We start from the raw sequence: 26,936 nt of genomic DNA on the forward strand, positions 1-26,936 counted from the left end.
GGTGGGCTGTTCAGCCCACCCTTGATAGTGCTCTATTCTGTTTCCCCTTTGGGAGGGAATGCTTCATTGGTGATTTCACCGCGCATCAGCTCAAGAGCGAACTGAAGCTGGGTGTCTTTTTCAGCTTCAACAGGCACATAGGATGGGGAATAGGCTTCCTTTTCATCCTTTGCTTCTTCACCGGTATCCTCTTCTTCACCAAGCAGTGCATCGGTTGCTGTTTCGCTTTCGCCTTCCGCTTCCAGATGCCCTTTCAACGTGGCTTCCGTGGTCGTCGTCTGCGGGAACTTGTCCTTGAGGTCGTCAGGCAGTTCCTGTTTGACGAAAATATCCGGCACAATACCCTTGGCCTGAATGGACGTGCCAGACGGGGTATAGTAGCGCGCCGTGGTGAGGCGGATGGCGCCATTGTTGGAGAGCGGGATGATGGTCTGAACCGATCCCTTACCAAACGACTTGGAGCCAATGAGCGTCGCGCGGTGATGATCAGCCAGAGCTCCGGCAACAATCTCGGATGCGGATGCAGAGCCGCCATTGATCAACACAATAACCGGATGCCCCTTGGCCAGATCGCCAGCGCGGGAATAGTAGCGCTTGACTTCTTCCTTGTTGCGACCGCGGGTGGAGACGATCTCGCCTTGATCAAGGAAGGTATCGGCTACCGCGATGGACTGATCCAGCTGACCGCCCGGGTTGGACCGCAGGTCGAGGATGTAGCCCTTGATCTTGTCTTCGCCGATTTCTTCTTCAAGTTTGCCGATGGCATCAGTCAGTCCGGCAAAGGCCTGACCGTTGAATTGGGTGATGCGAATATAGCCGACATCGCCCTGTGCCTTGAACTTGACCGAGGTCAGCTTGATAATTTCGCGCGTGATTTCCACTTCGATCGGCTTTTCGACATTTTCGCGTACGATCGTCAGCTTGATCTTGGTGCCAACCCGGCCGCGCATCTGGTCCACAGCTTCACTGAGGGACATGCCGCGCACGGGTTTGCCATCCAGATGGGTGATATAGTCATCGGCCAGAATGCCTGCGGCATGGGCCGGGGTGTCGTCCATCGGAGAGATGACCTTGACGACGCCCTTGTCCATGGTCACCTGAATGCCCAGTCCACCGAATTCGCCTTGCGTTTCAACGGTCATGTCTTCGAAGCTGTCCGGAGACATGTAGCTCGAATGCGGGTCAAGGGAGGTGAGCATTCCGTTGAGGGCTGAAGCGATCAGCTTGTCGTCATCGGGTATCTCGACATATTCGCGTCGTACGCGTTCGAACACATCACCAAACAGATTCAGCTGGCGATAGGTATCCGAACTTGCGGCGTTGGCGGTGCCAGTCGCCTCCCAAGAGGCAACTGAAAGGGTCACGACCAGACCAGCTCCCATGAGAGCGCCGATTAGCAATAGTGAAAGTTTCCGGATCATCCGTCTGCCTTTTCCTTCAAATCTGCTGTCCACCATGGTGAAGGATCGATCGCAACACCATCTTTTCTCAATTCAATATATAAAACTGGCCGCGAGGCGCTTGCATCCAGTAAATCGCTGGAAGCCAGTCTTGTCTGCTGCATCTTTCCTACAGGTTCATTGGCCAAAACAAAACTCCCTACTTCGGGATATACTTCGTCCATTCCTGACAGAACGATATGGTAGCCGCCTCCGGCATTGATAATCAAGAGTTTCCCAAACGAGCGGAAGGGGCCTGCATAGACAATCCAACCATCGGCCGGGCTTGAGACCTGTGCGCCAATGCGTGTCGCAACCGACATGCCCTTGGTTTGGCCCCCAAATCCATCATCATTGCCATAGGCTTTTAAAATTGCACCATTGGCAGGTAAATGCATAAGGCCTTTCATCTTAACAAAAGGTATGGCAGGAGAAAGGCGAGCGGCATCTTTTAATGCGGCTATTTTCTGCTTTTTTGTCTCAATTTCATGCTCAATGGCTCTTTTCTCGGCTTCCTGCGCTTCTTTGACGGCTATGCGGGCCGCTTCGATTTCCTGCTCCATGCCATTGATAAGCTGTTCAAGCGTTCGGGCTCTTGCGGCCAGTTCGGATGTTTTCTGCTGCTCCTGCTCTGCCGCCTGAGCGGTGGTTGCTTCCTGCGTCTTTTTCTTCTCAATCAGCAGGGCAAGGCGCTCGTTTTCTTCTTGAAGGCTGGCGAGGCTGGATTGCAGCGCGTCCTTTTCTTCTTCGATATCTTTGTGTAATCGGATCAGTTCTGCCAGCTGGGTCGCCAACGCGTTGGCCTCTACCCGGATTTCGGGAACCAGCGTGGAAAGAAGAATGGCAGAGCGGACGGCATCAAGGGCTTCATTGGGGCGAATGACAAGGGCTGGTGGCGGATTTCGGCCAATTCTTTGCAACGCAGCAAGGATTTCAGAGAGGGAATCCCGTTCTTCGGCAAGAGAAACTTTCAGCTGCGTCTGGTCTTCAAACAGCACTCTTAGCCGATCTTCGCGCTGCGAAATGGAGCTTTCCAGATTGGAAATGCGTTCGCCGGTGGCGATCATATCGCCCTGAATGGTCTCCCGATCTGATTTCAGCTGGTCAATTTCCGCGCTCAGCTCTTCCTGTCGCTTTTGGGAGAGAGCGATGCTGGATTCCAGGCTCGCAAGGGCCTCTTCCTGATCCTTGCGTGCCTTCAGACGCGCTTGCAGCGCCCGTTCAGCCTGCTGTTCGGCTTCGGTCTTCTGCGGCGGCTCTTTTTCCTCTGTATCCGGGATCGACGTTGCTGAATTGGGTGCAGGGGTCGGAAGCTGTTGAGCATCCTGGGCTAGCCCAGTTTGTGATATCAGGGGGAGCAGAGTGACAACCGCAAAGGCAAGGCCGAGGAACGACCTTGTGCATGACTTTGTTCTCAGAGTGGGTCTGCTTGCCTTTTTGTCTCGCACCCGAATCACCTGTTGCGCCGATTTGTCTGCAATTTAGTGCATGCCCTTGACGGGTGGAATCGTCTATGCGTGAAAAGGCTGCAATTATCGACCTTTTGTGTCGACTTTTGGACGGACAGCTCAGCTGCGATGATAAGGATGGCCCGAGAGAATGGTCATGGCGCGGTAAATCTGCTCGGAGAGAAGAATGCGCGCGATCTGGTGTGGCCATGTCATGGCGCCTAGTGCCAGCTTTGCATTGGCTGCACCAAGCAGTTGCTGGCCGTGTCCATCAGGTCCGCCAAGGCAGAAGGCCATGGCCGGTGTTCCCTGATTGCGTTCCCTGTCTATCAGCTTGGCAAAATCTTCGCTGGACATGTTCTTGCCATGCTCATCCAGCGCGACGATGAAGGTGCCTGTTGGCAAGGCGGTCAGAGTCTGCTCGGCTTCCTGCGCCTTGCGCTCGGCGGTCTTGCGGGCGCGGCTTTCAGTGAACTCAAGGATATCAGGACCATTGAGACCGAGATTCCTGCCAGCCTTCTGGGCCCGGTCCTGATAGCGCGCAACGAGATCCGTTTCGGGGCCAGCCTTTTGCCGCCCGATAGCGCTGATTAGTAGCTTCATCATCCTCTTTCCGGCTGGTCTCTGCGGGAAATCTGGCCGATTTGCGTATCGGTCAGACCGTCATATCAAGAGACCAGTCTGTCAGACGGGATTACAGATCTTCGTCTGCGTCCGCGGCCCACATCTTTTCGATGTTGTAGAACTCGCGTACTTCTGGACGGAAAATATGAACGATCACGTCGCCGGTGTCGATCAGCACCCAATCGCAATTGGGCAGACCTTCCACATTGGCGCTGCCAAAGCCATTGTCCTTGAGGTCTCTGAGGAGACGATCAGAAACGGCACCGACATGTCTGTGGGAACGACCGGATGTGATGACCATATAGTCGGCAAGTGCGGACTTGCCGCGCAGATCAATTGACAGAATATCTTCGGCCTTGGCTTCGTCAAGGCTCGAGAGGATGACTGCGAGCGCCTGTTCAGGATCCTTGCGACCCGAAACGAGACGGATGGGAGACGGACCTTCTGGCATGATCTCCATTTGTGCTGCGGTGGACAGGAATATACCTCTTGAATCAAACTGCAGACAGTTTCTCTCCCGTTCATCAGCCGATCAGGGTGGATGAACGGACATGGACAGGGCCAAGACTGATCTCGGATCGAATCTTCGCCCCATAAGAATAAGTCATGCTATGTGACATTTTCAAGGCTCTTGCGCGTTATGCGTGCCTTGGGCTTTCGTGCTTTGCCTTAGTGCGGTGGAAGATAATTCCGAGCGCGGACCATAAATGAAGGTCCAAACCGGACATTGCGCAGTCGCGAGTGTCGCTTCCTTGCGAGAAGGAAGCCGCGCCCATGCAAAATTCCGCGCTGCCAGTGCGTTAAGCGGTGAGAGACTGTAGCCGGGACGGTCTATAATGGCAACAGGGATTCTGTTGAAAATATTTTCCCAGCGTTGCCATTTGTGAAACTGCTTAAGATTGTCCGCCCCCATCAACCAGACCAGATGCGCCCCTTTTGATCGTGTGCCTAGCCGGTCCAGTGTTTCTGCGGTGAAATGCGTGCCTGCCTTGGCCTCAACCCCGGTGATATCGATGCGGGGGTGATCCATGAGGCGTGCTGTGTCAGTCAGTCTTGTTTTAAGGGATGGCAGTTCCCTTATATCTTTCAGCGGGTTGCCCGGTGTGACCAGGCACCAGATACGATCCAGCTGCAGGCGTTTGAGCGCCGTGAGAGCCACGTGCCTGTGGCCCTCATGAGCTGGGTTGAAGCTGCCTCCGTAAAGGCCGATGCGCATGCCCGGCGCGACGAGCGGAAGATCATGAGGATAAATGCGGGATCGTGTCATCGCGTCAACCGACTGGAAAAGAGGGATGGGGCAAAGGGCCAAATCCGTGTGGATGAGATGTTGAAATCAGGGGCGTGTCTGCCCTGATCCATGCACTCGGTATTTGAAACTGGTCAATTGCTCCAGTCCAACCGGTCCGCGCGCATGCATGCGGCCTGTTGCAATGCCGATTTCTGCGCCCATGCCGAACTCGCCACCATCGGCAAATTGGGTGGACGCATTGTGCATAACGATGGCGCTGTCCACTTCCTTGAGGAACTTATCGGCGGCCACGGTATTCTCCGTGATGATGCTCTCGGTGTGGTGCGAACTATATTGAGCGATATGGTCGATGGCGGCATCGACACCGTCCACGATCTTTGCCGAGATGATGGCGTCGAGATATTCGGTTGACCAATCCTCATCGCTGGCGAGGTCTGCTGCCGGTAGAAGAGCCTTGATTTCATCGGTGCCGCGCACCACGCAGCCCGCCTCGCTGAGGGTTTGCAACACGTCCTTGCCGATGGTATTGGCAATGGAACGATCAATCAGCAAAGTCTCGGCGGCACCACAAATACCGGTGCGGCGCATCTTGGCATTAAGCGTAATGGCCTTTGCCTTTTCAGGCTCGGCTTCCTTGTCGATATAGATATGGCAAATGCCTTCCAGATGGGAAAAGACGGGTACCCGCGCTTCAGATTGCACACGCCCGACCAGCCCTTTGCCGCCGCGGGGAACGAGCACGTCGAGGTTGCCATCTAGCCCCTTGAGCATTTCGCCCACAGCAGCCCGGTCTATGGTGGGGACAATCTGGATGCAGTCTGCTGGCAGACCGGCGCTCTCAAGCCCTTTGGCCAGACAAGCATGGATGGCGCGGGAAGAATGATAGCTGTCAGAGCCACCGCGCAAAATAGATGCGTTGCCCGCTTTCAGACAGAGCGCTCCTGCATCTGCGGTGACATTGGGGCGGCTTTCATAAATGACGCCGATGACGCCGAGCGGGGTGCGTACACGCTCGATATGCAAACCGTTGGGGCGATCCCAACCGGTGATGATGGTGCCGACAGGGTCGGGTAGGGAGACAATGGCATCAAGGCCCGCAGCGATGGCTTCGATGCGGTCGGCGCTCAGCGTAAGACGATCGAGGAAAGCCTCGGTCATGCCATCTTCCTTGCCCTTGGCAATGTCTTTGGCATTGGCCTCCAGAATGGATTGGACATCAGCGCGCATGGCGACAGCTGCCTGACTGAGGGCTGCGTTCTTCTGCTCCGTCGGGGCATTGGCCAGATGGCGCGCTGCCTTGCGGGCCTTGGCCCCCAGCACGGTCATGATTTCGGTAACAGTCTCTGTCATATCATTCATGGCGAGTCCCCCTTCGGGAAAGTGACTTTATGTCTGCGGATATAGGCGTTTGGCGGATTTTCGGCAAGGTGTCTTGCCATACGCGCTCTCAGCTGTCTTTGGCTTTACGGGGTTGATGGTTGCGTTTCAACTACGATCGGCATGATCTGAATGGTCGATGTGGTCTGCATGGTCCACTCCGCTCAGGACCATATCGTCCCGATGGATCAGCTCCGCACGGCCATCATAGCCCAAAATGTCAGCGATCTGCGAAGATTTGCAGCCCTTGATCTGGTCGGCCTCTGATCGGTCATAGGCCACTAGGCCGCGTGCGATTTCAAGACCGGCAGAATCGAGAATGATCAGCGCATCGCCCTTGGCGAAATCGCCTTCCAGATGAGTAACCCCGGCAGGAAGCAGGCTTTTGCCACACATCAGCGCATGCACCGCGCCTTCATCGAGCGTTATGGTGCCGTGGGGCTCCAGATTGCCGTTAATCCAGCGCTTGCGCTGGGTGATCGGGTTGGATTTGGGCTCGAACCAGCTGTGCTTGGCACCATTCATGATGGCTTTGAGCGGGTTATAGTCGCTGCCATTGGCAATGATCATGGCGGTGCCGGCATTCACGGCAATCTTGGCGGCTGCGATTTTTGTGGTCATGCCACCTTTGGCGAGGGCCGAGCCAGCGCTCCCTGCCATCGCTTCAATCTCCGGCGTGATATGTTCGATCACCGGAATATGTTGCGCGTCAGGGTCTTGGGCAGGCGGGGCGGTATAGAGACCATCGATGTCTGAGAGCAGAATAAGGCAGTCAGCACTGATCATGGTGGCGACACGGGCGGCAAGGCGATCATTATCGCCGAACTTGATCTCCGTGGTGGCGACCGTGTCATTCTCGTTGATGATCGGCACAGCGCCCAGCTTGAGCATGGTCGCCAGCGTTGCGCGGGCGTTGAGATAGCGACGGCGCTCTTCGGTGTCACTCAGGGTTAGCAAGACCTGCCCCGTTGTCAGATCGACCTTGTGCAGGGCGTCCGCATAGGCTTCGCCCAGAGCAATCTGGCCAATGGCGGCCGCAGCCTGACTTTCATGCAGCCTCAACTTGCCCTTTGGCAAGGCGACCTTGCGTCGCCCAAGCGCGATGGCGCCAGACGAAACAATAATGATTTCCTTGCCCTGCTCATACAGCATGGCGATGTCATCGATCAGGGTTTGCAGCCAGGCGGCGCGCAGGCGGCCGGTTTTTTCGTCTACAAGAGTTGCCGATCCGATTTTGACGACAATTCTCTTTTGATCCTCGAGTCTCACTTGGAAGTCCGTCTCTTAAAGGCCCGAGAGGTCAGGCCGACGTTGTTGGTAACTTTGTCCAAGCCGTCGGGCGTCTGCATCCACTCCACGACGGCTATTAAAGGCGTTTGGCCTTCACGGTCGCCAAGGTGCCGGCTCCTGATCTGCCAGTTGCTCGCGCGTATTTTCAGAATCGATCTTTTCCAGAAGGGCGCGCAGGATCGTGTCCATGTTGGTTTTGGCAACTGCGGAAATGGCGTGCGGACGAATGCCATAGGCGGCTTCGAACGCGCTCACTTTTTCAGCAATGTCTTCTTCGGTCAAGGAGTCGACCTTGGTCAATGCAACGATTTCGTCCTTTTCACCCAGACCTTCATCATAGGCTTCCAGTTCCCCACGGATGACGCGATAGGCATCGAGATAATCCTCCTGAGTGGCATCAACCAGATGCAGCAGAACGCGGCAGCGCTCCACATGACCAAGGAAGCGGTCGCCGATGCCAAGCCCTTCATGGGCGCCTTCAATCAGCCCGGGAATGTCGGCCACGACAAATTCGCGCGTATCGATGCCCACCACGCCCAGATTGGGGTGTAGGGTGGTGAATGGATAGTCGGCGACTTTTGGTTTGGCCGAGGAAACCGACGACAGGAAGGTGGATTTGCCAGCGTTGGGCAGGCCCACGAGGCCAGCGTCGGCAATCAGCTTCAAACGCAGCCAGATATAGGCTTCTTCGCCTTCAAGGCCCGGATTGGCATGGCGTGGCGCCTGATTGGTGGCCGATTTGAAATGGGTGTTGCCAAAGCCACCGTTGCCGCCCTTGGCAAGGGTGTATGTTTGGCCCTCTTCGGTCATGTCGGCGATGATGGTTTCGTTGTCTTCATCCAGAATCTGGGTTCCGACCGGTACGCGCAACACGACGTCTTTGCCTTTGCGCCCATTGCGGTTGCGTCCCATGCCGTGCATGCCGGTTTCAGCTTTGAAATGCTGCTTGAAGCGATAGTCGATGAGCGTGTTGAGACCGTTGACGCATTCAACGATTACGTCACCGCCCTTGCCTCCATCTCCACCATCGGGGCCACCCAATGCGACATATTTTTCACGGCGGAAGGAAATACAGCCAGCTCCGCCATCTCCGGAGCGAACATAAACCTTTGCCTGATCGAGAAATTTCATTATTTGGCCTCGTTGTGTCGTTGAGCTTTCGGGCTCACGCTTGATGTCCAGCCGAATTCGGACCGGATCTTTTCTATCTGTTTTGCCGCGTCTTTGTCTTACGGGCCATGTGCCCGGACATGGTGCTCTGGCCGATTGCGAAGGAGTGGTTGCTCCAAACGCGGGCTTTGCGCGGTTTCATTGTTACAGCCTATACCCCAGCATGGGGTTCCAAGCCAATAGCCAATCGTTGTAGCGAAGGGCCGCACCCGTGCTTTTGTGGGGTGCGGCCCGTTTTGACCTTACGAAAGGGGCGTGTCTTGTCAGGCACAGCCCATCTGCTGGAATCGTTCGGAGGTTAGCTGCATGATGATTTCGGGTACTTTCTCGCCACGAGCGACGCTGTATCCGGTATCACGGCGGACTTCTTCAAAGCCCAGATTGCGCAGGAGATTGATCGAACGCGGGTTGTCTTCAAAAGCTGCCGCGCACATCTTTTCCGTCGGTTCGAGTGGTAGATACCAGTCGAGCAGACGGCGCACGGCCTCTTGCATGAAACCTTTGCCCCAATAGGCGGTCGCAAGCCAATAGCCTATGGTTGGCGCAAAGATTCCGACGTCCCGTTCCGTGGATGCCTTGATACCGACAACTCCCATCAGGGCATCGTTTCTGGTGATGGCCATGTTGATTCCGGCGACCCCTTTATCCTGCTTTTCCAGCCAATCATTGGCGGCATTTTCAGGATAGGGGTGGGGCACCACAGCCAGATATTTCGAAACCTCGATATCCTGACAATATTTTGCAAGGTCTGGTGCATCGCTTGGGCGCAGAGGGCGCAAGACAAGCCGGTCACTCGCCAGATCAGGGATTCTCATCATGCCGCTCCTTTCAGGCTATAGGTTTTTTGCCCGCTGTTGGGGCCGAAGGACCACGCGTTTGTCTGGCCCATGCCGGACCAGTTCCGCAGGGCGTACCAGACACCTCTGTCGAGGCGATAGCGGTCGATAGGGATCATGCCGTTATAGTGCTGGGAATGCGCCATACCGGTGCCGCTATATTGAAAGCCGCATTTCTCGACAACGCGCCGGGAACTGCCGCATGAAACCCTGCATTGCGCCACCAGCGCTTCGAGGGTTGGTTGATTGATGTTCGGGCTCGAAAATGCAAAGTCTGCCACTGCCTGAATGGCTCGTGTGGCATATCCGTGCTGCCATTGGTCGCGGTCGATGATCACGCTGATTTCGGCCTGCTTTCGGTTCTCTTCGAGAAGCAGGCAAATCACGCCGATCATGGCGCCTTTCATATCGGTAATGATGAAAGGGAATTCCGTCGGGTCTGTCTTTTCCGTCTGATTGAGGAACCAGGATTCCGCCCCTTTGGCGGAAATCGGCAGCCAGTTGCTGCATAGGTTCTTGGTCATGGCCGGAATATTTGCCAGAGCGACCAGCACTTCCAGATCTGTGCGAGCTGGGTGGCGCAACAGGAAAGGTTTGCTTTCCGAACCCTCTCTACAGTCAGGTTCGGTCTGCTGTAAGCTTTCGTCTATTTCCAACATTTTGTCCCTCCTAAGGGCTTGGGTCAGGTCAAAAGAAAAAGGGAAGATGGTGTCCCATCTTCCCTTTAAATCTTTTGCCTCTTTAGCCCTTTTCAGGAGGGAGGCTTTTCGATTTGCCGGGGTCTGGGACACCGGCAAATCGTATTATGTTCATGCCAGTGTTATTCAGCCGCTTCCGCCATCGGGTTCACGGACACGTAAGTTCGGCCATTAGACTTGGTCTTGAACTCTACGTTGCCTTCGGTGGTCGCAAAAATGGTGTGATCTTTGCCCATACCGACATTGTTGCCCGGATGCCACTTGGTGCCGCGCTGACGAATAATAATGTTGCCTGCGATGACAAGTTCACCGCCAAACTTTTTCACGCCCAGACGACGGCCGGCTGTATCGCGACCGTTACGGGATGAACCACCTGCTTTTTTATGTGCCATTTTGGTGTCTCCTGGTCTCTATCTTATTTCTCGGCTGCAAGAGCAGCGGCCTGCTCGATCCAGTTATCACGTTCGAAGCGGCCTTTTGCACTCAGGGCTTCTTCGGCTTTATCAATGTCTTCAGCAGTGAAGGCAGCAATCTGAGCGTATGTGGTGATGCCCAGATCATTCAGCTTGCCTTCCATGACCTTGCCGAGACCTTTCAGTTTCTTCAGGTCGTCTTTTTCGCCATCTGCTGCAGCGGCAACCGGAGCAGCTGCTGCCGGTGCGGCTTCAGCTTTGGCTGGGGTTGCTTTCTTGGCTGCTTTCGCAGGAGCTTTACCGCCGGTCAGGATCTCCGAGATCTTGACTGTGGTGAAATACTGGCGATGGCCATTGCGGCGACGCGAGTTCTGACGACGACGTTTCTTGAAGATGATGATCTTGCGGCCACGGCCCTGATCAACAATCTCAGCTGCTACGGAAGCGCCATCAACCAGAGGAGCGCCAACTTCAGCTTCGCCTTCGCCGCCAACCAGCAGAACGCTGTCAAAAACAACGGTTTCGCCAGCTTCGCCTTCGAGCTTTTCGACCTTGATTACATCTTCGGGGGAAACAGTGTACTGCTTACCACCGGTTTTGATGACTGCGAACATTTTTTTCTCCGTTCAGTCCAGGCTCCGGGATTTTTCAATCGGCGGGTCTGTCTTTTTTCAGTCAGTTAACAGGAAGCTTGTTTGGCTAATAAAATCAAAGATTTGTTGATTTAAAATCAGACAAGCAAAAGGGCGCGGATTCGCGTCCACGCCTTGAGTTCTCGGGCAATATACTTGGAAAGGCATCAGAGTCAAGAAAAAGCTGCGGTTTTGCCTGTCATTGGGGGAGTTTCAATGCGGCCTTGAAGGTCGATAAACCGGATACCACATGGTTGGACATATTATATAGGATGTTTGGAAAGGAATGCTTTGTCATGACAGAAGGATTGTCGATGTATGCCAGCTACGGTGGGGCGCTGGGGGCGGTTTACGCCTTGTTGGTGATGGTCTTTGTGCAGTCGCTGGTCGCGGCCGTGGCGCATCGGGCGCAGAAGTCTTACGTGCCCGGCATCGTCGATGAGTCATTAGGGCCTGAATCCTTCGTTTTCAGAAGCCACCGTACTTTCATGAATTCGATCGAGAATGTGCCTTTCATGATTGGCCTTGTCATCCTAGCGGCGATGACAGGCTTTGATGCCTTTTGGCTGGCGCTGCTAAGTTGGGCCTATGTGGGCGGTCGGCTGGCGCACATGATTACCTATTATCTCGTAGGGACACGCAAGAATCCCAGTTTGCGCAGTTACTTCTTCATTTTCGCTTTTCTGGCCCAGCTTGTTCTCATGGTGATGCTGGGGCTCTCCTGGCTTTAAGTCGGGCCATCTTGGGTAGCCTGATAGGGACAAATCTCAGGGAAACGCAAAGGCCTTCTGCTATCCATCAAAGGTCTCTTGTGCGTGAGTGGGGATTTTTTCGTTTGGAGTCTTGAGCTTGGCTGAATGGATGTGTATGGTCCGGCCACCTTTTTGAGCCATATTGGACCACACAATGCTCGAAAAGTGTTGCGGAGAGGTGCCGGAGTGGTCGAACGGGGCGGTCTCGAAAACCGTTGATCGCGCAAGCGTTCCGAGGGTTCGAATCCCTCTCTCTCCGCCATTAACTGTTGCCCGTTTGCTTCCCTATACAATCTTGCCTTTACGCACTGCTTGCTACAAGATTTGACACAGAGTTTGTTTCAAAATGAGCCTTGCTATGCAGATGGCAAAGCTTGGCAAGGACATCGATTTTTATTGTGGTCAATATCGCGCAAGGGTAACCGTGCCGGAGCGGTTAAGGTCTCTCTTGCCCTATGTAGGCAGCAATCATTTTACAGTCAGATCAAGGTATATGAACACCCCGTCCGTAGGCTGCGCGGGCTAGCCGGAGCGCAGGAAGCGCTCTATGCTTCGCCCTTTTGCTGTTCGACAACAGCTTTTAGTGAAGTCGCTTTGACGAGGATGATCTTGCGGATAAATGCCGCCAGGAACAGAGCCGTCATAATGAGGATGATGGTTGGGGCAGGGGCACTATCAAGGAAGAAGCTCAAATAGGTGCCTGCAAGCATTGATGCCATACAAACAGCAACTGACACCCAAAGCATTGTACTGAACTTGCGAACCAGCAGAAAGGCGATGGCCCCCGGTGCGATGAGCAGGCCAACGGCCAGAATGAGGCCGGCGGCTGAAAGCGTCGCCACGATGGTGAGTGAGAGCAGGGTCAGCAAGCCATAATGTAACAGACTGACCGAGAGCCCTGAAACCCGGGCCTGTGCCGGATCGAAACTGTGGAGCAACAGGTCTTTCCACTTGAGGAGCAGACTGGCTGCAACAATTGCAGAAATGACTCCGGCATTGAGCAATTCGCTGTTATCGACGCCGAGCATATTGCCGAATAGAACATGATCGAGATGCACGTTTGTGTGGATTGAAACATAAAGAACGATACCCACTGCAAACATGCCCGAGAAGACAACGCCCATGACTGTGTCGCGCTTGATGCGGCTGTTGGCGGACAGATAGCCGGTCGAGAGCGCGCAGACCATACCGGCCGCAAAAGCGCCAATCAGGAGCGGAAAGCTGAAGATATAGGCCAGAACGATGCCGGGCAGAATGGCATGGCTGACGGAATCGCCCATTAGGGCCCATCCCTTGAGCACCAGAAAGCAGGAAAGGAGCGCCGTCGGCACGGAAACAATGATCGCAATCAGGAAGGCATTCTGCATGAAGCCGAACTGGAAGGGGAGGAGCAGGGTATCAAGGGGCATGTCACGCGTCTTTCCGCTCTGCAGCCAGTGGTTCATCATACCTTGCAACGGCCTTTCTGGCCTTGCGTTTGGCTGCCAGCAATCCATGTTTTGGCGCCAGCAGAAAAGCGATCAGGAAAAGCAGCGTTTGCAGGGTAACGATCACACCACCAGTGGCGCCATCCAGAAAATAGCTGATATAGGCACCGAAAAATCCGGTCAGGGCTCCAATGATGATTGCGGTGATGATAAGCCGAGGGAAACGTTCGCAGAACAGATAGGCCGTTGCGCCGGGGGTGACGACCATTGCGATCACAAGGAAAGCTCCCACCGTCTGCATCGCCGCTACCACCGAGGCCGAAAGCAGCACAAAGAAGATCGCCTTGAGCAATGGCGGATTGAGGCCGATGGTGCGGGCGTGGCTTTCATCAAAGAAGGTGACCATCAGGTCTTTCCATTTGGCCGTCAGGATGATGAGCGAAATGATACCGATGAGCGCGAGCTGCAGGGTATCTTCTGGTGTGATGGCGAGAATGTTGCCCATGGTGATGGTCTGAATGCTGATGGACATCGGGTTGATGGACACCATGAACAGACCGAGCCCGAAGAAGGACGTAAAAATCAGTCCGATGATGACATCGATTTTGAGCCCTGAGCGTTCTGACAGAAAAAGCATGCTGCCTGCCGCAAGGCCACCTGCAATGAAGGCTCCAAGCGCAAAGGGCAGCCCGAGCATATAGGCGCCTGCCACACCGGGGACCACCGAATGGGACAGGGCGTCCCCGATCAGCGACCAGCCCTTGAGCATGAGAAAGGCCGACAAGAAGGCACAGACACACCCCACAAGGGCCGAAACCCACATGGCGTTTGTCATATAGCCATAGCCAAAGGGCTCGAGAAGGAACTCCATCATTGCTCCTCCTCACTTATCATTGTTTTCTGGCCATATTGCACAAAGGGTCGTTCGTCATCAGAAAGAATGGTAACCTCTCGCCCGTCCTTATCTTCATGCAAGTTTTGGCCCCCCAATGTGAAATGGCGTAGCACGCCACCAAAGGCTTGTTCCAAGTTCGTGCGGGTGAACGTGGTCTCGGTCGGGCCATAGCCCAGCACCGTGCCTTTGACCAACACGGTTCGGTCGCAGAATTCAGGCACCGAGCCCAGATTGTGAGTTGATACCAGCATCACGCGTCCTTCTTCGCGCAAGGAGCGCAACAGGGCAATGATCTGGTCTTCCGTTTTGACATCAACGCCGGTAAAGGGCTCGTCGAGCAGGATGACCATGCCATTCTGCGCCAGTGCTCTAGCCAGAAACACGCGCTTGCGCTGCCCGCCCGAGAGCTCGCCGATCTGTCGCTTGCGAAAGTCCTGCATATTGACCCGATCAAGTGCTTCATTCACCGCGTCATGATCTGCCTTTTTGGGGCGGCGCAGAAAGCCCATATGGCCATAGCGCCCCATCATCACAACATCTTCCACCAATACGGGGAAGGCCCAGTCTACCTCTTCAGCCTGCGGCACATAGGCAACAAGATTGCGCTTCAACGCCTGCTTGATGGGAAGCCCCCAAAGGGAAATCGTGCCCGCAGCCACCGGCACAAAGCCCATGATGGCTTTGAATAAGGTGGATTTTCCCGATCCATTCACCCCCACCAGCGCTGTGATGGTGCCCGTCGGCGTTTCAAAGGATGCATCATGCAGCGCGGTGTGTCCGTTGCGATAGGTTACCGTGACACCGTGAGCCGAAATGCCGCCCCCCTCAAGAGGGGCTGATGTGCCGGGGAGCTGGTTGTCAAAAGTCATGTCAGTCCAGAAGTCCTTTGGCAACGGTGCTCGATGTGACGCGGAGCAGATCGAGATAGGTTGGCACGGGCCCTCCGGCTTCGCTTAATGAATCGACATAAAGCTCTCCGCCATAGCGACTGCCGGTTTCGCGCGCCACCTGTTTGGCAGGCGATGTGTTCACCGTGCTCTCGCAGAAGACAACCGGAATGTGGTTCTGTTTCACCCCATCAATGACTTTCTTGACCTGCTTCGGGGTGCCGATCTGATCGGCGTTCATGGGCCAGAGATAGAGTTCTTTCATGCGGAAGTCGCGGGCGAGATAGCTGAAAGCTCCTTCGCAGGTTACAAGCCATCGTTTGTCTTCAGGAATCTTGGAGATCATGTCGCGTAAAGGCTCAAGCGTGCTGCGAAGCTCGTCTTTGTACGCTGCTGCGTTGCGGACATAGATCTCCGCGTTCTCTGGATCATGCTCAGCAAATGCCTCAAGGATATTGTCGATATAGATCAGTGCATTATCGAGCCCCATCCATGCATGCGGGTTTGGCTTTCCCTCATAGTCGCCTTCGGCAATGGAGATCGGCTTTATGCCTTTCGATAAGGTTGCCGAGGGGACCTCTCCCAGTTGGCCGACAAATTGTTCGAACCAGCGTTCCAGATTCAGGCCGTTCCAGAGAATGAGATCCGCGTTATGGGCGCGCACGATGTCTTGCGGTGTTGGCTCATAGCCGTGAATTTCTGCTCCGGGCTTGGTAATCGATACGACCTCAGCGGCATCTCCGGCGACATTTGAAGCCATGTCTGCCAGCACCGTGAAAGTGGTAACCACTTTCATTTTCTCCGCGGCATGAGCAAATGATGAGGCGGCGGTGCTCAATAGGGCCGATGCAAAGAAAGATAGGATTGCTGTTTTAAAATGCCGTTTTGAAAGGGGCATTGAGGGCTCCTGTCTCGAGATAGTCTGAATATTGCGAATGACTTGCAATTGCATTAGGGCATTATATTTTTGATATTTGCAAGTTTATAAGGCTCGGAGCAGGTGAAAAACTGGGGAAATGCGGGGAATATAGCCTTAGCTTTAAAATCGGAGACTTATTTCACTGTCAATTCTCCAAATGAAAAGGCCAACTCCCAAGAGCTGGCCTTCCAAAGCCTCAGACATAACTTTGGTTTTGAATTCTGGTAAATGTTTCTTCTGCTTCAACAGTCCCCTGATCCAATCCCATTGATTCAGGTGGTGTCATCCCTCCGTGCAAATTTATTGGCTCAGAATTTTTACATTGAACAGATCATCTGGCGCCGTAGCCATGAGTCTTGCAATCAAGTCCTGTTTGAAAGATTGATAGGCACTTTGTTCAGCGTCATCACCTTTGCGCGGCTGGAACCCTCGCACCATATTGCGAAATTCTTCTGTGAAATAGCCATCCACCGGCCATAGGGCAATCCGTTTTCCTTCATACTCGAATTCATAGTAGAAGCGTCCGATCAGAGCTTCTGGGGCCTGTTCGGGGAGCCCTTCCGTTTTTATCGTTATATTGTCAGCATTGCGTGTGCTGCCGCGAAGGACAAGCTCAATGATATCAGTGACTCCGGGGCCGGGGAAACCCACTTGCACCTTAAGTGCGTTTCTTTCGATCAAACCATCATTGGCCAATTCTGCAGAAGCCTTTTTGAGCATCTGAAACATAAGAGCCGTGGCGATGATCTGATCCGGTCCGGCATAGCGGATAAAATCCTCCCGCGTAAAAGAAAGAGGGCAATCGCCTTCTCTCAGATCCACTGTCGGTGCGTGACGTTCTCCAATGCCGTACGGATTTTTCATTTTGAGTGTTTTCCCATATCGCTGTTGACAAAATTTGAGTTTTTTATACAAGAATATCGATAAATAATATGAGTTAGGAACTCAAGATAAAATAATTCATTTCAACGCACTTGCGAAAGAGAGCCAATGGCAAAATCACAAGGACGTTTTCTGTTCGTCGACAATACTGCTGTAGGATTGGCTGCCCTTCCGCCCCGCTTGGATCGTCATCGGGTCGATGTTCTGCAGCAATATGAGATCGATCGTCTGAACTGGGCTGTCTATGACGCGGTCATTCTGACTATCCATGCAGATCAGATTCATCTGATGGAGTTGAAGGACAAGTTCGAAAGCTATCTGGCATGCGGTGGGACGGTCCTGTTCAACGGCCATGTGGTGCAGCCTTTCCTGCCAGAACTCACCCGCTTTCAGCCGCTGCCAAAGCGCGGAAGAAACGATCTTATCGTTCATCGCGAAGCGGATCATCCTGCGTTTGACGGCATCACTGGTGAGCTATTGTCATTCAGAAAAGGCGTATCTGGTTTTTATGGCCGCGGGATGAATCCACCTCCTGAGGGAGCCTTTGTCATCAACAGCATCGGTGCGGACCATTGGCCGCTTGACTGGATTGTCGAGCGCGAGGGCGGTGGGCGCATTTTCGTTCATGCTGGCAATGATATCTGGGGGTTTCTGATGATCGGCTCTCCGGGAAATCTGCCTTACGTTCAACGCTTCTTCGACTGGCTGAGCGAAAGCTCAAGCCTGAAAGATACGATCGTAGCTGTGTGACTGGCCCTTTGAGAAGGATTTTTCGATGATGACTATCGAGCAAGCCCCCCAGAAGAAATCCATCGCAGCGATTGATGGTGGATTCTCTTATCACCATCAATCCTTACGGTGTGAGCCGTTTGCGCACTTTTTCGATGAGGTCATCTATATCAGGGATGTTCCTCTTACCGATCTGACACAGTTCGGAACGCTCATCATTCCATGCAGAACGAACGCGTTTCATCTCGCTCCGCTATCGGAGCAGTTTCAAAGTTACATGAAAGCCGGAGGCAGGCTGGTCGTGATGGGGGAAACTTTCCCCGATCGGTGGTTGCCAAACATCAGTTTCACAGGGATGGAAACGAATTTCTGGTGGTGGCTTGAGAAAGGGGCCGATCTTGGTGTGCGGATCGTGGACACCAATCATCCCATGTCGGCCCATGTCACCAAGGAGGGCGCGACGTGGCATCTGCACGGAACATTGGATCCTCTGACTAAGAACCAGCAAAGCTTGATCGCTACGCAGAATGGCGAATGCCTGATGTTTGAAGATGTATCAAGTTACGCCCCCGGCACCCTGATCGTGACCACACTTGATCCATTCTATCATCATGGCTGTCATTTCATGCCTGCGACAACGGTATTTCTGGACAGGTTCCTCACCTGGCTTTCGGAAGGTTAGAAGCGGATCTGGACAAAGTGAATTAAATATGAGTATAAAACTCAAGAATAATTTAATCATTTGTCTCCAGAACCGATATTTCTTATGGCGATCCAACTTTTCCAGCGCCTCGTCCAGGCTGTGATCCTATTGTTTGTAATCTCTACCGTCGGGTTTGCCTTGCTACGGCTGCTTCCGGGAGATTTCGCAGAGGTGCTGCTCCTTGCCCAGATGGATGGAACCCTGCCGGACCCAGCCACTGTCGCGCAATTTGCGCAAGACAATGGCTTCAATGATCCTATGCCACTGCAATATTGGCACTGGCTGACAGATGCGCTGGGTGGTGACCTTGGGCAATCGTTCATTACAGGCGAGGCTGTTTCGAGCGACATGGCCCTTCGTATCAGCCGCTCGCTATTTCTTGGCGTCACATCACTGGCAACAGCATTGATACTAGCCATTCCAATCGGCTTTTTCTGCGCCACTCATACGGGTGGATGGATCGACAGAGCCCTGACCGCCTTGAGTGTGGTGGGCATGTCCATTCCCAATTTTTGGCTGGCGCTTTTGATGGCGTTGTTCTTCTCGCTTTTCCTCGATCTTTTGCCAAGTTCCGGCCATGGCACACTGGCACACGTGGTTCTTCCTGCGTTGGTTATCGCAACGTCGGTTACCGGTGTCATTGCGCGCTTTGTCCGCGCGCGCCTGCTTGACGAGCTGTCGCAGGATTATGTCCGCACAGCTAATGCCAAGGGAATGGGGCGGCTTCGCATTCTCTTGAGCCACGTGGTGCCGAACATCTTGCCATCAACGCTGACGCTGACCGGGCTACAGTTTGCCAAGATTTTCGATGGCATGATTGTGGTCGAAACTATTTTTGCTTGGCCCGGAATCGGCAGTCTGCTGGTTGAATCTCTGTTCAACAGAGACTATCCGCTCATCCAGATGTGCTTTCTTGTGATCGCATCCGGATATGTCGTTATCAATCTGGTGGTCGACTATCTGATCACGCTGATTGATCCCAGAGTGAGAGGAGCCATATAGATGCTCCGAAAAACTCCGGACAATCAATTGCGAGCCCGCTCTCATTGGAGACGAATGCCGCTAAAGGGGCTGGTGTTTCTTGTCGTGGTTCTCCTGTGTATCTGGATTCCATTTTTCGCTCCTTATGATCCCCAAGCGATTGATATTCTGAACAGACTTGCAAGCCCGTCACCCAGCCATTGGCTCGGGACTGATCAGATGGGACGAGACGTCTTTTCGCGCCTTCTGTATGGGGCTCGCATTACTGTTGGCAGCGCCTTGCTCGTCGTCCTGTTTGCGGGCGGCATCGGAACGCTCATCGGTGCTCTCTCCGGCTATCTGGGTGGTTTACTGGACAAGGTTGTCATGCGCCTGTGCGAAGGCATGTCAGTGCTCCCGGCGCTCGCAATCACCATGGTCATTGCAGGCGTTCTGGGGCTTGGTTTGTGGGCGGTCATTGTCGCGCTCATCTCGGTGCACTGGACCGAATATGCCCGACTGGTGCGCAACATGGTGATGGTGGAAAAGGCCAAGACTTACATCCAGGCAGCAGAAAGCCTGGGGGCCGGGCGCTTTCGGATCATCAGGCACCATCTATTGCCCAATATCGCCGGGCCGCTTCTTACCATTACGGCCTTTTCCATGTCATGGGCCATTCTCTCTTTTGCAGGCCTCAGCTTTCTTGGACTTGGCGTAGAGCCCGGCACGGCTGAATGGGGCCGTATGATTGCTGAATCCCGATCTCATCTGAGATCCCATCCCCACCTCGTTCTTGCCCCCGGGCTGGCCATCATGGCTCTCGTCATGGCGATCAATCTGTTCGGAGACGCCTTTGGCGACCGTCTGCGGGGGACACACACCAATCCACTCAAATCACGGAGATCTTGAATGAAACTCAGGTCATTGTTTAAAGGCGTGGCGACAGCTTTGCTTGCCGTTGCAGCATTGGCGACGCCTCTGTCGGCCAGTCACGCTGACGAGGGTGATAACACCCTCACTGTCGCGACCATGTGGGAAGCCTTGCCGCTTTCCATGAAACCACGCAGAAGCCGCTTCTTTAATGAGAGCGAGATCCTTGACACCCTGGTCAAACTCGACTTTGACATGAAGCTCATTCCCGGTCTCGCCACGTCCTGGAGAAGAGAGACGCCAACGAGCTGGCATTTCACGCTTCGTGAAGGTGTCAAATTCCATGATGGCACCGCCTTCAACGCTGCCGCTGCAAAATACTCGCTGGAACGCGTGATTGCTCTTCTGCCTTACGCTTCGGATCTCCTGAATATCAAGGAAATCGATGCCGTCTCGGATACAGAACTTGCAATCGAAACCAACGCACCTTTCGCAGCTTTGCCTAACCAATTGACCGATGCAATCACGGTTATCTATGCCCGTGCGTCCTTCGATGAAAAGGGCGCGTTTGTCAAACCGGTCGGCACTGGTCCGTGGAAGTTTGTCGACTATAAGAAGCAGGACCGGACCGTGGTCGAGCGGTTCGATGGCTATTGGGGAGACGCCCCCGCTCTGGACAAAATCATCTATCGCTACATTCCTGATCATAATGCGCGTGCCCTTGCGTTGGAGACTGGCGAAGTGGATTTTGTCGTACATCTGTTGCCATCCGATGTTCAAAGAATGGAAGCTGATGATAGTTTCAAGGTCTACAAGGCGCCCAGTGCAGGTCTTTATTATGGTGCCTTCAATGCAGGTGAGATGAGCCCGTTGAATGACAGCAAGCTCCGTCAGGCCGTGAACCTGCTTGTTGATCGTGATCTGTTGGTCAAGGGTGCTCTCGACAATATCGGCAAGCCTGCCTGGAAATTCTTCCCGGACGCATTTCCATGGTCTTCGGACAAGGTTTCCAGCTACAGATTTGATCCCGAGGCAGCTGCCACCTTGCTGACCGAAGCGGGCTATGAGAAGGTCGATGGCATTTGGTCCAAGAACGGAACGCCGCTTGAGTTGCGCATCGTCAGCTACTCCAGTCGCGCCGAAATGTCTGTGATTACCGAGACGATGGCTGCTTTGCTGGCACAAAATGGCATCAAGTCCAAGATCGAAATGTTCACTTGGGCAGGCATGCTCGATAAGGTCAAGCAGGGCGCCTATGATGTCTCAGTTGTCTTCTGGACCCCTGAAATGACTGGTCATCCGGATTTGCATCTGAAATCCCAATTCCACTCCAAAGCCGGCCTCAACTATCAGAACTGGGCCAATCCGGAGTTCGATGCGCTGGTGGATAAAGGGCGCGGTCTGGACGTGGGACCTGAAGCCAAGGACGTCTATATCAAGGCGCAGCAAATCCTGCAGGACGATGCACCGATCATCCCTCTCGTGCACAAGATCTATGTGGCGGCCTCAAACAACCGAATTGAGGGCTATAAGGTCCACCCTTCGGGCTTCTTCTACAATTTCAAAGCAGTCAGCAAGAAATAGCGAAACAAGCATAAGTTTGGCACACGGGCATTTTGTTCGTGTGCCAGTTTTTCTAACGCCGAAAATGGCCGGTAAGAGTTGTGTCTGATATATCCTGGCCTATCAGTCGTGGCCAGATGGCTCCATTGGCAAGTGCCCCTTGCACTCTGGCGGCATCTCGTCGAGGGTGGCCGAGAAGGCGATGCCCTGTCATTTCTTTTGTCATCAGTTGACCATAAGAATGGCGCGAAGAACTTGTATTTCAAACGGGCCAGTGTTCCACCTTCTGATCGCAGTATTTGAGTCTAAACAGCTCACCGAAGGTCTTCTCTCAGCGATATGCAAGCACATTCCCACTCTTATTTGAGTGCACAAATGGGCTTAAGGGAAAGTTCGGATCTTTAAACTTTCAAAGCTGATCAAATAGCTGAATATACAGATTATTTTTGATCGCTCATTTTCTGCTCATCGCACAGTGCGGCCAAAATTCATTCTATCTATGACTGAAGCAAAAAACAATTTTGTTGACATAATCATGGGCTTAGCCAATATTTACCTAAATATTTTTGAGTAAAAATGAACGCTGCAGCTCAAATCCACTCAAAGGAAGACATCTGAATGAAAGCCTCCAAGACCGGAATGCCCAAAAGGCGCAACGCTCGTAAGTCCGACCTCACGCGGTTCATCAACACATCGCTGGTGGATCTGGTCGCCAAACAGATCCGCTCAATGATTTTTGCCGGAGATTATCTGCCAGGAGAGAAGCTGGTTGTGAGGGAATTGTCGGAAGTGCTGGGTGTCAGCCATACGCCAGTCAAGGACGCGCTGAACCGTCTGGTCGCTGAAGAACTGGTCGAGGCAATTCCCAACAAGAGCATGGTGGTCAAGAGCTTCACCAACAACGAACTGGTCGAACGCTTGGGGGTGCGGCTGATGTGCGAGCTTTTTTATGCCGGAGAGATCATTCGCTCGGCCAAAGAGGACGACACATTGGTGTCTGATCTGGAAGCCTGTCTGACTGCCATGGAGGAGGCAATCTGCGACGATAGCAACATTGACTATGAAGCTTGGGTGTCGAACGAAACCCGCTTTCACCGCCGATACATGACCGCAGCAAAGAACCAGACTCTGGTGAGCGTCTATAATGGCCTCAACACCAACGAATTCACTTTCTTTGCGTATCTGCACAATGAACACAAGCCGCTGAAGCGGCCCATTTTCGAGAATAATCTGGTTGAACATCGAGCGATCATTGATGCCCTCAAGGCACTCGATCAAGCCAGATTTGTCAGAGCCATCGCATGGCATGTGTTGCACGCCTGCGAAGACTACAATGTCGATGAGGAGGCTCAACTTCGCATCGAACAAATCAAGAGGTTGGCAGAGTGCCACCTCGACGGATTGGGAGAACCGTCTCAAAAAATCTCCTGACTTTCTGCCCTGGATACGTCTCGACTGAGCCTGTTCCGTGCTTGCATGGTCAGGACCCCGCCTCGTACCCGAGACAGATTTGCGTTTAACCCTATGGAGGAAATCATGAAAAAAACAAATTGGGTGCTGACGTTGCTGGCCGGTGCTGCTTTCGCGGCAGTAGGAGGAATGATGGCTAGCACATCCGCTCTGGCAGCAGACCAGATCGTTCTACGTCTGGCTCATATCAACGCAAATACTGATCCGAAACAAAAAGATGCCGAGAAGTTCAAGGAACTTGTCGAGCAAAAGACCAATGGCCAGGTCAAGGTTGAAATCTATGGTGCTGGCGTGCTTGGCAATGTGCGCGAGATCATCGAAGGCTTGCAGTTGGGCACCAATGAAGTCGTTATTGAAGGCTTCGGTACACTGCCATCTTACACCGACCTTTCCTTGCTTGATCTTGTCCCCTTCATGTTCCGTGATCGGGCCCATTTTGATAAGGTCTGGGAAGGTGAACTTGGTGCAGATCTGCTCAAGGAAGCCGGTGATCAGGCTGGCATGAAGCTGTTTGGCCCGTCCTATCGCGGCGTTCGCGTGACCACGTCAACGAAGAAATTTACCGATGTAGAAGGCGTCAAGGGTCTCAAGATCCGCGTGCCGGCTGATGATATGAGCGTCAAGACATGGCAGGCTCTGGGGGCGACGCCAACCCCGATGGCCATGACAGAAGTGCTCACCGGTATTCAGCAGGGTACCGTGGAAGCACAGGAAAACCCTCCAATCCTTTCATACAATTTCGGTCTTGCTGACATCTGCAAATTCCTCATCAAAACGGACCATCGCTGGAGCGCAGACGTCTTCATGATGGACCAAAACTATTTTAACAGCCTGCCTGAAGATGTTCAGACTGCCATTGTGGAAGCCGGTAATGAGGCTGGCCACTACACCAGTGGTCTGATCACGGACAATGAAGACGGCTATCTGCAGAAATGGAAAGATGCAGGCGCGGAAATCGTCAAGCCTGAACTTGACGGCTTCCGGGAAGCAACAAAGGATGTCGTCAAGGACAACTTCCCACAATTGACGGAATGGGTCGAGAAGATCAAAGCCGTCCAATAATCAGCACTCGCTAGAGCCAAATGAATGACCAACGGGTGTCAGAGTTCCAAGCTGGCACCCGACGGGTCAGTCATGCCCAGCCTACCCCACTGCAGGGCGGCCCATGCCGCCAAGACCTGCGGAGAAAACCATGCGTATTTTAGAGTGGGTCTGTGGTGCGATCGAGAAAATCATCAATTTCATCATCATCGTGTGTCTCATGATGATGACTGTTGTGATCTTCTATCAGGTCGTACTGCGCTACGTCTTCAACAGCTCCAACATCTGGGCGGAAGAATTCGCCCGCTATGCCTTCATTTGGGTCGTCCTGCTAGGAGCGGCCAGTGCGCTCAGGCGCTTTCAGCACATCAGGATCGATTTCGTGGTCAACATGTTGCCAGAGCGAGGCCAGAAGCTGATCGGCTTCATCAACTATGTTCTGATTGTCGGTTTCCTCTTGACGCTGATCAAATATGGCATTGCCATTTCAATGAAAACCACGCACCAGATTTCAGCCGGACTGCATATTCCAATGTCCTTCATGTATCTGAGTATTCCGATTGGAGCAGCGCTGATGCTGCTGTTTACGATCCAGATCATTCTGAGAGATTACTTGCTGCCTTCTGATGCCAATTCACCAGCTCTGGAGGGGGAATAGCCATGGGTATCGGAACCGTTCTTCTCGTTGGCCTGATTGTGCTTGTGCTGATGGGCATGCCCGTCGCCTTTGCAATCGGCATTGCATCTATGGCTTCCATTCTCGTGGGGAACTATAATCTGATCGTTGTTCCCCAGAAGATCCTCGCAGGCATGGACTCCTTTCCCATGCTGGCAATCCCCTTCTTTGTGCTCGCTGGCAACCTGATGACGGGAGGTGGCATTACTGACCGTATTCTGAGTTTCACCAAGGCGACGATGGGATGGATGCGCGGCAGTCTGGGCATCGTCACGGTTATCGCCTCTGCGATTTTCGCAGCCATTTCCGGCTCAGGCACGGCTACGGTAACAGCCATCGGTGGCATCACCATTCCTGCCATGAAAAAGGAAGGCTACCCGCCTGAATTATCTGCGGCCATTGCTGCCAGTGCTTCCACCGTCGGCCCTCTTATCCCACCGAGCATCATTCTGATCGTTTATGGCAACTCGGTGCAGACATCCATTCGCGAGCTGTTCATGGCGGCAGTCATTCCTGGCGTCATGCTTGTTCTGGGGTTTCTGGGCTACACCTATTACAAGGCCCGCAGTCTTAATCTGCCTGTCGGCAAAAAATTGGACCATAAGGAAGTCTGCCGTGAAACGAAACGCAGCTTCTGGGCTCTGTTGATGCCGATTATCATTCTGGGTGGTATCTTTGGTGGTGTTTTTACCCCCACAGAAGCGGCGGCCGTCTCTGCGGTCTATGCCTTCATCATCGGCATCTTCGTCTATCGAAATCTGACGCTGAAGAGCATCAACCGGATCTTTTATGATAGCTGTATTGTTTCAACGATCATGCTGTTTCTGGTTGGTTGTTCCAAGACTTCCAGTTGGGTCCTGGCCATGGGACGTGTTCCTGAAGCCATCGCGTCCAATCTGCTTTCGGTGACCGACCAGCCCGTTTTGCTGCTACTGCTGCTCAACGTTTTCCTCCTGATTGTCGGCATGTTCATGGAAGCAAACGTGGCTGTTGTGATTTTCACTCCCATCCTGCTGCCCATTGCCATGGCCTGTGGCCTCAGCGTCGTCCAGTTTGGTGTCGTGATGTGCTTCAACCTTTGCCTTGGATTGATCACCCCGCCGGTTGGTCTATGCGCATTGCTTGGGAACAATATCGCTGAAGGGAGGCTGGAGCTTACCTTACGCTACTGTGCCAGCCTGTTCCTCGTCGGCGCCGTCATTCTGATGTGCACGACCTATATACCAGCCATGACCACCTGGCTGCCGAGCATTTTGAAATAAACAAGATATTGGACAACCGCCCAGCCGTCGGAACCACGCGCGAACCAATGGAAATCGCGCGCCGACAGCTGACGGGCGTCAAGGAATCCAAAATGGAAGCGTCTAAAACTCTGTCTGACTTCATCGCCCTGTGCCACAAGATATATGCCCACGATTTCGTGCCCGGATCAGGAGGCAATGCGAGTATTCGCCTTGGTGACAGGATCGTCATAACGCCCTCGGGGATCAGTCTTGGCAAACTTGAAGAAACGGACCTTGTGTCCATCGCCATGGATGGCTCGGTCATCGGCAAAGGGAAACCTTCAAAAGAGTGGCGAATGCACATGAATTGTTATGAACGTGCCGATGTCAATGCGGTCATTCATGTTCATAGCCCTTACGCTGTCGCCATTGCTTGCCTGAAGGAGCTCGACACCACCTGCGCCATGCCGGTCTATACGCCGGGCTATTCGGTGCGCGTGGGTGCGCTGCCCGTCGTGCCCTATTATCGTGCAGGTTCGACCGAGCTCGCCGACAGTATCATCGCCATCATGGCGCATCGCAATTCACTTCTGTTAGAAAATCATGGTCTGCTCACCGTCGGTGTAACCATGGATCAGGCCTTTAATCTGGTGGAGGAAGTCGAGGAGAACGCTCACTTGCACTTTACTCTAGGCGGGGCGGGTAAACCCCTGACCAGAGAACAGCAGGAAGATTTGACCGGCAAATACTGATCATCTGTGAC

Annotated in this window: 28 protein-coding genes and 1 tRNA gene; 12 read left to right on the forward strand and 17 right to left on the reverse strand. The window is 53.5% G+C overall.

Annotated features, from left to right (window positions below):
• Nucleotides 1–32 precede the first annotated feature (32 nt).
• The 12 genes from ACKPCT_RS18975 to ACKPCT_RS19030 all read right to left on the reverse strand — a co-directional run bounded on the left by ACKPCT_RS18975 (nt 33) and on the right by ACKPCT_RS19030 (nt 11,158).
• On the reverse strand, nt 33–1,421 hold the full coding sequence (locus tag ACKPCT_RS18975) for a S41 family peptidase (RefSeq protein WP_090074656.1): 1,389 nt from the start codon (nt 1,419–1,421) through the stop codon (nt 33–35).
• Nucleotides 1,418–2,887: a murein hydrolase activator EnvC family protein gene (locus ACKPCT_RS18980; protein ID WP_319567647.1), complete on the reverse strand. Its 1,470-nt coding sequence runs from the start codon at nt 2,885–2,887 to the stop codon at nt 1,418–1,420. The genes ACKPCT_RS18975 and ACKPCT_RS18980 overlap by 4 nt, the downstream gene beginning before the upstream one ends.
• Nucleotides 2,888–3,007: 120 nt before the next feature.
• The gene (gene rlmH / locus ACKPCT_RS18985; RefSeq protein ID WP_319567648.1) at nt 3,008–3,493 is read right to left on the reverse strand and encodes a 23S rRNA (pseudouridine(1915)-N(3))-methyltransferase RlmH; all 486 of its coding nucleotides are present in this window, start codon (nt 3,491–3,493) and stop codon (nt 3,008–3,010) included.
• A gap of 88 nt (nt 3,494–3,581) precedes the next feature.
• Nucleotides 3,582–3,962 (reverse strand): ribosome silencing factor, encoded by a 381-nt coding sequence (rsfS, locus tag ACKPCT_RS18990; RefSeq protein WP_244544762.1) that lies wholly within the window; start codon nt 3,960–3,962, stop codon nt 3,582–3,584.
• A 171-nt stretch (nt 3,963–4,133) separates the two neighbouring features.
• On the reverse strand, nt 4,134–4,778 hold the full coding sequence (locus ACKPCT_RS18995; protein WP_319567649.1) for a nicotinate-nucleotide adenylyltransferase: 645 nt from the start codon (nt 4,776–4,778) through the stop codon (nt 4,134–4,136).
• A gap of 66 nt (nt 4,779–4,844) precedes the next feature.
• Nucleotides 4,845–6,110: a glutamate-5-semialdehyde dehydrogenase gene (locus ACKPCT_RS19000; protein WP_407652497.1), complete on the reverse strand. Its 1,266-nt coding sequence runs from the start codon at nt 6,108–6,110 to the stop codon at nt 4,845–4,847.
• A 135-nt stretch (nt 6,111–6,245) separates the two neighbouring features.
• A complete protein-coding gene (proB, locus tag ACKPCT_RS19005; RefSeq protein WP_090074661.1) occupies nt 6,246–7,406 on the reverse strand; it encodes a glutamate 5-kinase in 1,161 nt (386 codons plus the stop codon).
• Between the two features lie 114 nt (nt 7,407–7,520).
• Complete coding sequence (gene obgE / locus ACKPCT_RS19010; protein ID WP_090074662.1) at nt 7,521–8,558, reverse strand: GTPase ObgE; 1,038 nt, start codon at nt 8,556–8,558, stop codon at nt 7,521–7,523.
• Between the two features lie 302 nt (nt 8,559–8,860).
• Nucleotides 8,861–9,415 (reverse strand): GNAT family N-acetyltransferase, encoded by a 555-nt coding sequence (locus ACKPCT_RS19015; RefSeq protein ID WP_090074663.1) that lies wholly within the window; start codon nt 9,413–9,415, stop codon nt 8,861–8,863.
• Nucleotides 9,412–10,092 (reverse strand): GNAT family N-acetyltransferase, encoded by a 681-nt coding sequence (locus tag ACKPCT_RS19020; RefSeq protein ID WP_319567651.1) that lies wholly within the window; start codon nt 10,090–10,092, stop codon nt 9,412–9,414. Before ACKPCT_RS19020 ends, ACKPCT_RS19015 begins: the two co-directional genes overlap by 4 nt.
• A gap of 161 nt (nt 10,093–10,253) precedes the next feature.
• Nucleotides 10,254–10,523: a 50S ribosomal protein L27 gene (gene rpmA / locus ACKPCT_RS19025; RefSeq protein ID WP_090074665.1), complete on the reverse strand. Its 270-nt coding sequence runs from the start codon at nt 10,521–10,523 to the stop codon at nt 10,254–10,256.
• 23 nt (nt 10,524–10,546) lie between these two features.
• Entirely contained in the window at nt 10,547–11,158 is a 612-nt protein-coding gene (locus ACKPCT_RS19030) for a 50S ribosomal protein L21 (RefSeq protein WP_090074666.1), read from the reverse strand.
• A 314-nt stretch (nt 11,159–11,472) separates the two neighbouring features.
• Between ACKPCT_RS19030 and ACKPCT_RS19035 the strand changes: the two genes are divergently transcribed.
• Together ACKPCT_RS19035 and ACKPCT_RS19040 are read left to right on the forward strand one after the other, a co-directional pair.
• Nucleotides 11,473–11,907, forward strand: a complete 435-nt coding sequence (locus ACKPCT_RS19035) for an MAPEG family protein (RefSeq protein ID WP_319567652.1) — start codon at nt 11,473–11,475, stop codon at nt 11,905–11,907.
• A gap of 193 nt (nt 11,908–12,100) precedes the next feature.
• Nucleotides 12,101–12,190 (forward strand) — tRNA-Ser (locus tag ACKPCT_RS19040).
• A gap of 283 nt (nt 12,191–12,473) precedes the next feature.
• Here ACKPCT_RS19040 and ACKPCT_RS19045 read toward each other — a convergent pair.
• The 5 genes from ACKPCT_RS19045 to ACKPCT_RS19065 form a co-directional block, all read right to left on the reverse strand.
• Nucleotides 12,474–13,337 (reverse strand): metal ABC transporter permease, encoded by an 864-nt coding sequence (locus tag ACKPCT_RS19045; protein WP_090075292.1) that lies wholly within the window; start codon nt 13,335–13,337, stop codon nt 12,474–12,476.
• Nucleotide 13,338: 1 nt separating this feature from the next.
• Nucleotides 13,339–14,229: a metal ABC transporter permease gene (locus ACKPCT_RS19050; RefSeq protein ID WP_319567653.1), complete on the reverse strand. Its 891-nt coding sequence runs from the start codon at nt 14,227–14,229 to the stop codon at nt 13,339–13,341.
• Nucleotides 14,226–15,119: a manganese/iron ABC transporter ATP-binding protein gene (locus tag ACKPCT_RS19055; protein WP_090075294.1), complete on the reverse strand. Its 894-nt coding sequence runs from the start codon at nt 15,117–15,119 to the stop codon at nt 14,226–14,228. The genes ACKPCT_RS19050 and ACKPCT_RS19055 overlap by 4 nt, the downstream gene beginning before the upstream one ends.
• Before the next feature lies 1 nt (nt 15,120).
• Nucleotides 15,121–16,035 (reverse strand): metal ABC transporter substrate-binding protein, encoded by a 915-nt coding sequence (locus ACKPCT_RS19060; protein ID WP_175528204.1) that lies wholly within the window; start codon nt 16,033–16,035, stop codon nt 15,121–15,123.
• Between the two features lie 321 nt (nt 16,036–16,356).
• Nucleotides 16,357–16,971 carry a hypothetical protein gene (locus tag ACKPCT_RS19065; RefSeq protein ID WP_139229345.1) on the reverse strand — a complete coding sequence of 205 codons (615 nt, stop codon included), beginning with the start codon at nt 16,969–16,971 and terminating at the stop codon, nt 16,357–16,359.
• A gap of 75 nt (nt 16,972–17,046) precedes the next feature.
• Between ACKPCT_RS19065 and ACKPCT_RS19070 the strand changes: the two genes are divergently transcribed.
• The 10 genes from ACKPCT_RS19070 to ACKPCT_RS19115 all read left to right on the forward strand — a co-directional run bounded on the left by ACKPCT_RS19070 (nt 17,047) and on the right by ACKPCT_RS19115 (nt 26,925).
• Complete coding sequence (locus ACKPCT_RS19070) at nt 17,047–17,688, forward strand: hypothetical protein (RefSeq protein ID WP_319567654.1); 642 nt, start codon at nt 17,047–17,049, stop codon at nt 17,686–17,688.
• A gap of 25 nt (nt 17,689–17,713) precedes the next feature.
• On the forward strand, nt 17,714–18,349 hold the full coding sequence (locus ACKPCT_RS19075) for a hypothetical protein (RefSeq protein ID WP_319567655.1): 636 nt from the start codon (nt 17,714–17,716) through the stop codon (nt 18,347–18,349).
• Between the two features lie 84 nt (nt 18,350–18,433).
• Complete coding sequence (locus tag ACKPCT_RS19080; protein ID WP_319567656.1) at nt 18,434–19,372, forward strand: ABC transporter permease; 939 nt, start codon at nt 18,434–18,436, stop codon at nt 19,370–19,372.
• A complete protein-coding gene (locus ACKPCT_RS19085) occupies nt 19,373–20,239 on the forward strand; it encodes an ABC transporter permease (protein ID WP_319567657.1) in 867 nt (288 codons plus the stop codon).
• Entirely contained in the window at nt 20,240–21,784 is a 1,545-nt protein-coding gene (locus ACKPCT_RS19090) for an ABC transporter substrate-binding protein (protein ID WP_319567658.1), read from the forward strand.
• Between the two features lie 597 nt (nt 21,785–22,381).
• Nucleotides 22,382–23,194, forward strand: a complete 813-nt coding sequence (locus ACKPCT_RS19095; RefSeq protein WP_090075302.1) for a GntR family transcriptional regulator — start codon at nt 22,382–22,384, stop codon at nt 23,192–23,194.
• Between the two features lie 105 nt (nt 23,195–23,299).
• Nucleotides 23,300–24,295, forward strand: a complete 996-nt coding sequence (locus ACKPCT_RS19100; protein ID WP_319567659.1) for a TRAP transporter substrate-binding protein — start codon at nt 23,300–23,302, stop codon at nt 24,293–24,295.
• A 130-nt stretch (nt 24,296–24,425) separates the two neighbouring features.
• Entirely contained in the window at nt 24,426–24,932 is a 507-nt protein-coding gene (locus ACKPCT_RS19105) for a TRAP transporter small permease (RefSeq protein ID WP_319567660.1), read from the forward strand.
• A 2-nt stretch (nt 24,933–24,934) separates the two neighbouring features.
• Complete coding sequence (locus ACKPCT_RS19110; RefSeq protein WP_319567661.1) at nt 24,935–26,212, forward strand: TRAP transporter large permease; 1,278 nt, start codon at nt 24,935–24,937, stop codon at nt 26,210–26,212.
• Nucleotides 26,213–26,304: 92 nt separating this feature from the next.
• Nucleotides 26,305–26,925: a class II aldolase/adducin family protein gene (locus ACKPCT_RS19115; protein WP_175528207.1), complete on the forward strand. Its 621-nt coding sequence runs from the start codon at nt 26,305–26,307 to the stop codon at nt 26,923–26,925.
• Nucleotides 26,926–26,936: the final 11 nt, after the last annotated feature.

It is taken from the genome of Cohaesibacter marisflavi (assembly GCF_963665895.2).
Lineage (GTDB): Bacteria > Pseudomonadota > Alphaproteobacteria > Rhizobiales > Cohaesibacteraceae > Cohaesibacter > Cohaesibacter marisflavi.

Excerpts from the sequence above, each read along its gene's own strand:
- ACKPCT_RS18975 (WP_090074656.1), bottom strand. The coding sequence starts at position 1,421 with ATGATCCGGAAACTTTCACTATTGCTAATCGGCGCTCTCATGGGAGCT.
- rlmH (WP_319567648.1), bottom strand. The coding sequence starts at position 3,493 with ATGATGAAGCTACTAATCAGCGCTATCGGGCGGCAAAAGGCTGGCCCC.
- rsfS (WP_244544762.1), bottom strand. The coding sequence starts at position 3,962 with ATGCCAGAAGGTCCGTCTCCCATCCGTCTCGTTTCGGGTCGCAAGGAT.
- ACKPCT_RS18995 (WP_319567649.1), bottom strand. The coding sequence starts at position 4,778 with ATGACACGATCCCGCATTTATCCTCATGATCTTCCGCTCGTCGCGCCG.
- ACKPCT_RS19000 (WP_407652497.1), bottom strand. The coding sequence starts at position 6,110 with ATGACAGAGACTGTTACCGAAATCATGACCGTGCTGGGGGCCAAGGCC.
- obgE (WP_090074662.1), bottom strand. The coding sequence starts at position 8,558 with ATGAAATTTCTCGATCAGGCAAAGGTTTATGTTCGCTCCGGAGATGGC.
- ACKPCT_RS19015 (WP_090074663.1), bottom strand. The coding sequence starts at position 9,415 with ATGATGAGAATCCCTGATCTGGCGAGTGACCGGCTTGTCTTGCGCCCT.
- ACKPCT_RS19020 (WP_319567651.1), bottom strand. The coding sequence starts at position 10,092 with ATGTTGGAAATAGACGAAAGCTTACAGCAGACCGAACCTGACTGTAGA.
- rpmA (WP_090074665.1), bottom strand. The coding sequence starts at position 10,523 with ATGGCACATAAAAAAGCAGGTGGTTCATCCCGTAACGGTCGCGATACA.
- ACKPCT_RS19030 (WP_090074666.1), bottom strand. The coding sequence starts at position 11,158 with ATGTTCGCAGTCATCAAAACCGGTGGTAAGCAGTACACTGTTTCCCCC.
- ACKPCT_RS19035 (WP_319567652.1), top strand. The coding sequence starts at position 11,473 with ATGACAGAAGGATTGTCGATGTATGCCAGCTACGGTGGGGCGCTGGGG.
- ACKPCT_RS19045 (WP_090075292.1), bottom strand. The coding sequence starts at position 13,337 with ATGCCCCTTGATACCCTGCTCCTCCCCTTCCAGTTCGGCTTCATGCAG.
- ACKPCT_RS19050 (WP_319567653.1), bottom strand. The coding sequence starts at position 14,229 with ATGATGGAGTTCCTTCTCGAGCCCTTTGGCTATGGCTATATGACAAAC.
- ACKPCT_RS19055 (WP_090075294.1), bottom strand. The coding sequence starts at position 15,119 with ATGACTTTTGACAACCAGCTCCCCGGCACATCAGCCCCTCTTGAGGGG.
- ACKPCT_RS19060 (WP_175528204.1), bottom strand. The coding sequence starts at position 16,035 with ATGCCCCTTTCAAAACGGCATTTTAAAACAGCAATCCTATCTTTCTTT.
- ACKPCT_RS19070 (WP_319567654.1), top strand. The coding sequence starts at position 17,047 with ATGGCAAAATCACAAGGACGTTTTCTGTTCGTCGACAATACTGCTGTA.
- ACKPCT_RS19075 (WP_319567655.1), top strand. The coding sequence starts at position 17,714 with ATGATGACTATCGAGCAAGCCCCCCAGAAGAAATCCATCGCAGCGATT.
- ACKPCT_RS19080 (WP_319567656.1), top strand. The coding sequence starts at position 18,434 with ATGGCGATCCAACTTTTCCAGCGCCTCGTCCAGGCTGTGATCCTATTG.
- ACKPCT_RS19085 (WP_319567657.1), top strand. The coding sequence starts at position 19,373 with ATGCTCCGAAAAACTCCGGACAATCAATTGCGAGCCCGCTCTCATTGG.
- ACKPCT_RS19090 (WP_319567658.1), top strand. The coding sequence starts at position 20,240 with ATGAAACTCAGGTCATTGTTTAAAGGCGTGGCGACAGCTTTGCTTGCC.
- ACKPCT_RS19095 (WP_090075302.1), top strand. The coding sequence starts at position 22,382 with ATGAAAGCCTCCAAGACCGGAATGCCCAAAAGGCGCAACGCTCGTAAG.
- ACKPCT_RS19100 (WP_319567659.1), top strand. The coding sequence starts at position 23,300 with ATGAAAAAAACAAATTGGGTGCTGACGTTGCTGGCCGGTGCTGCTTTC.
- ACKPCT_RS19105 (WP_319567660.1), top strand. The coding sequence starts at position 24,426 with ATGCGTATTTTAGAGTGGGTCTGTGGTGCGATCGAGAAAATCATCAAT.
- ACKPCT_RS19110 (WP_319567661.1), top strand. The coding sequence starts at position 24,935 with ATGGGTATCGGAACCGTTCTTCTCGTTGGCCTGATTGTGCTTGTGCTG.
- ACKPCT_RS19115 (WP_175528207.1), top strand. The coding sequence starts at position 26,305 with ATGGAAGCGTCTAAAACTCTGTCTGACTTCATCGCCCTGTGCCACAAG.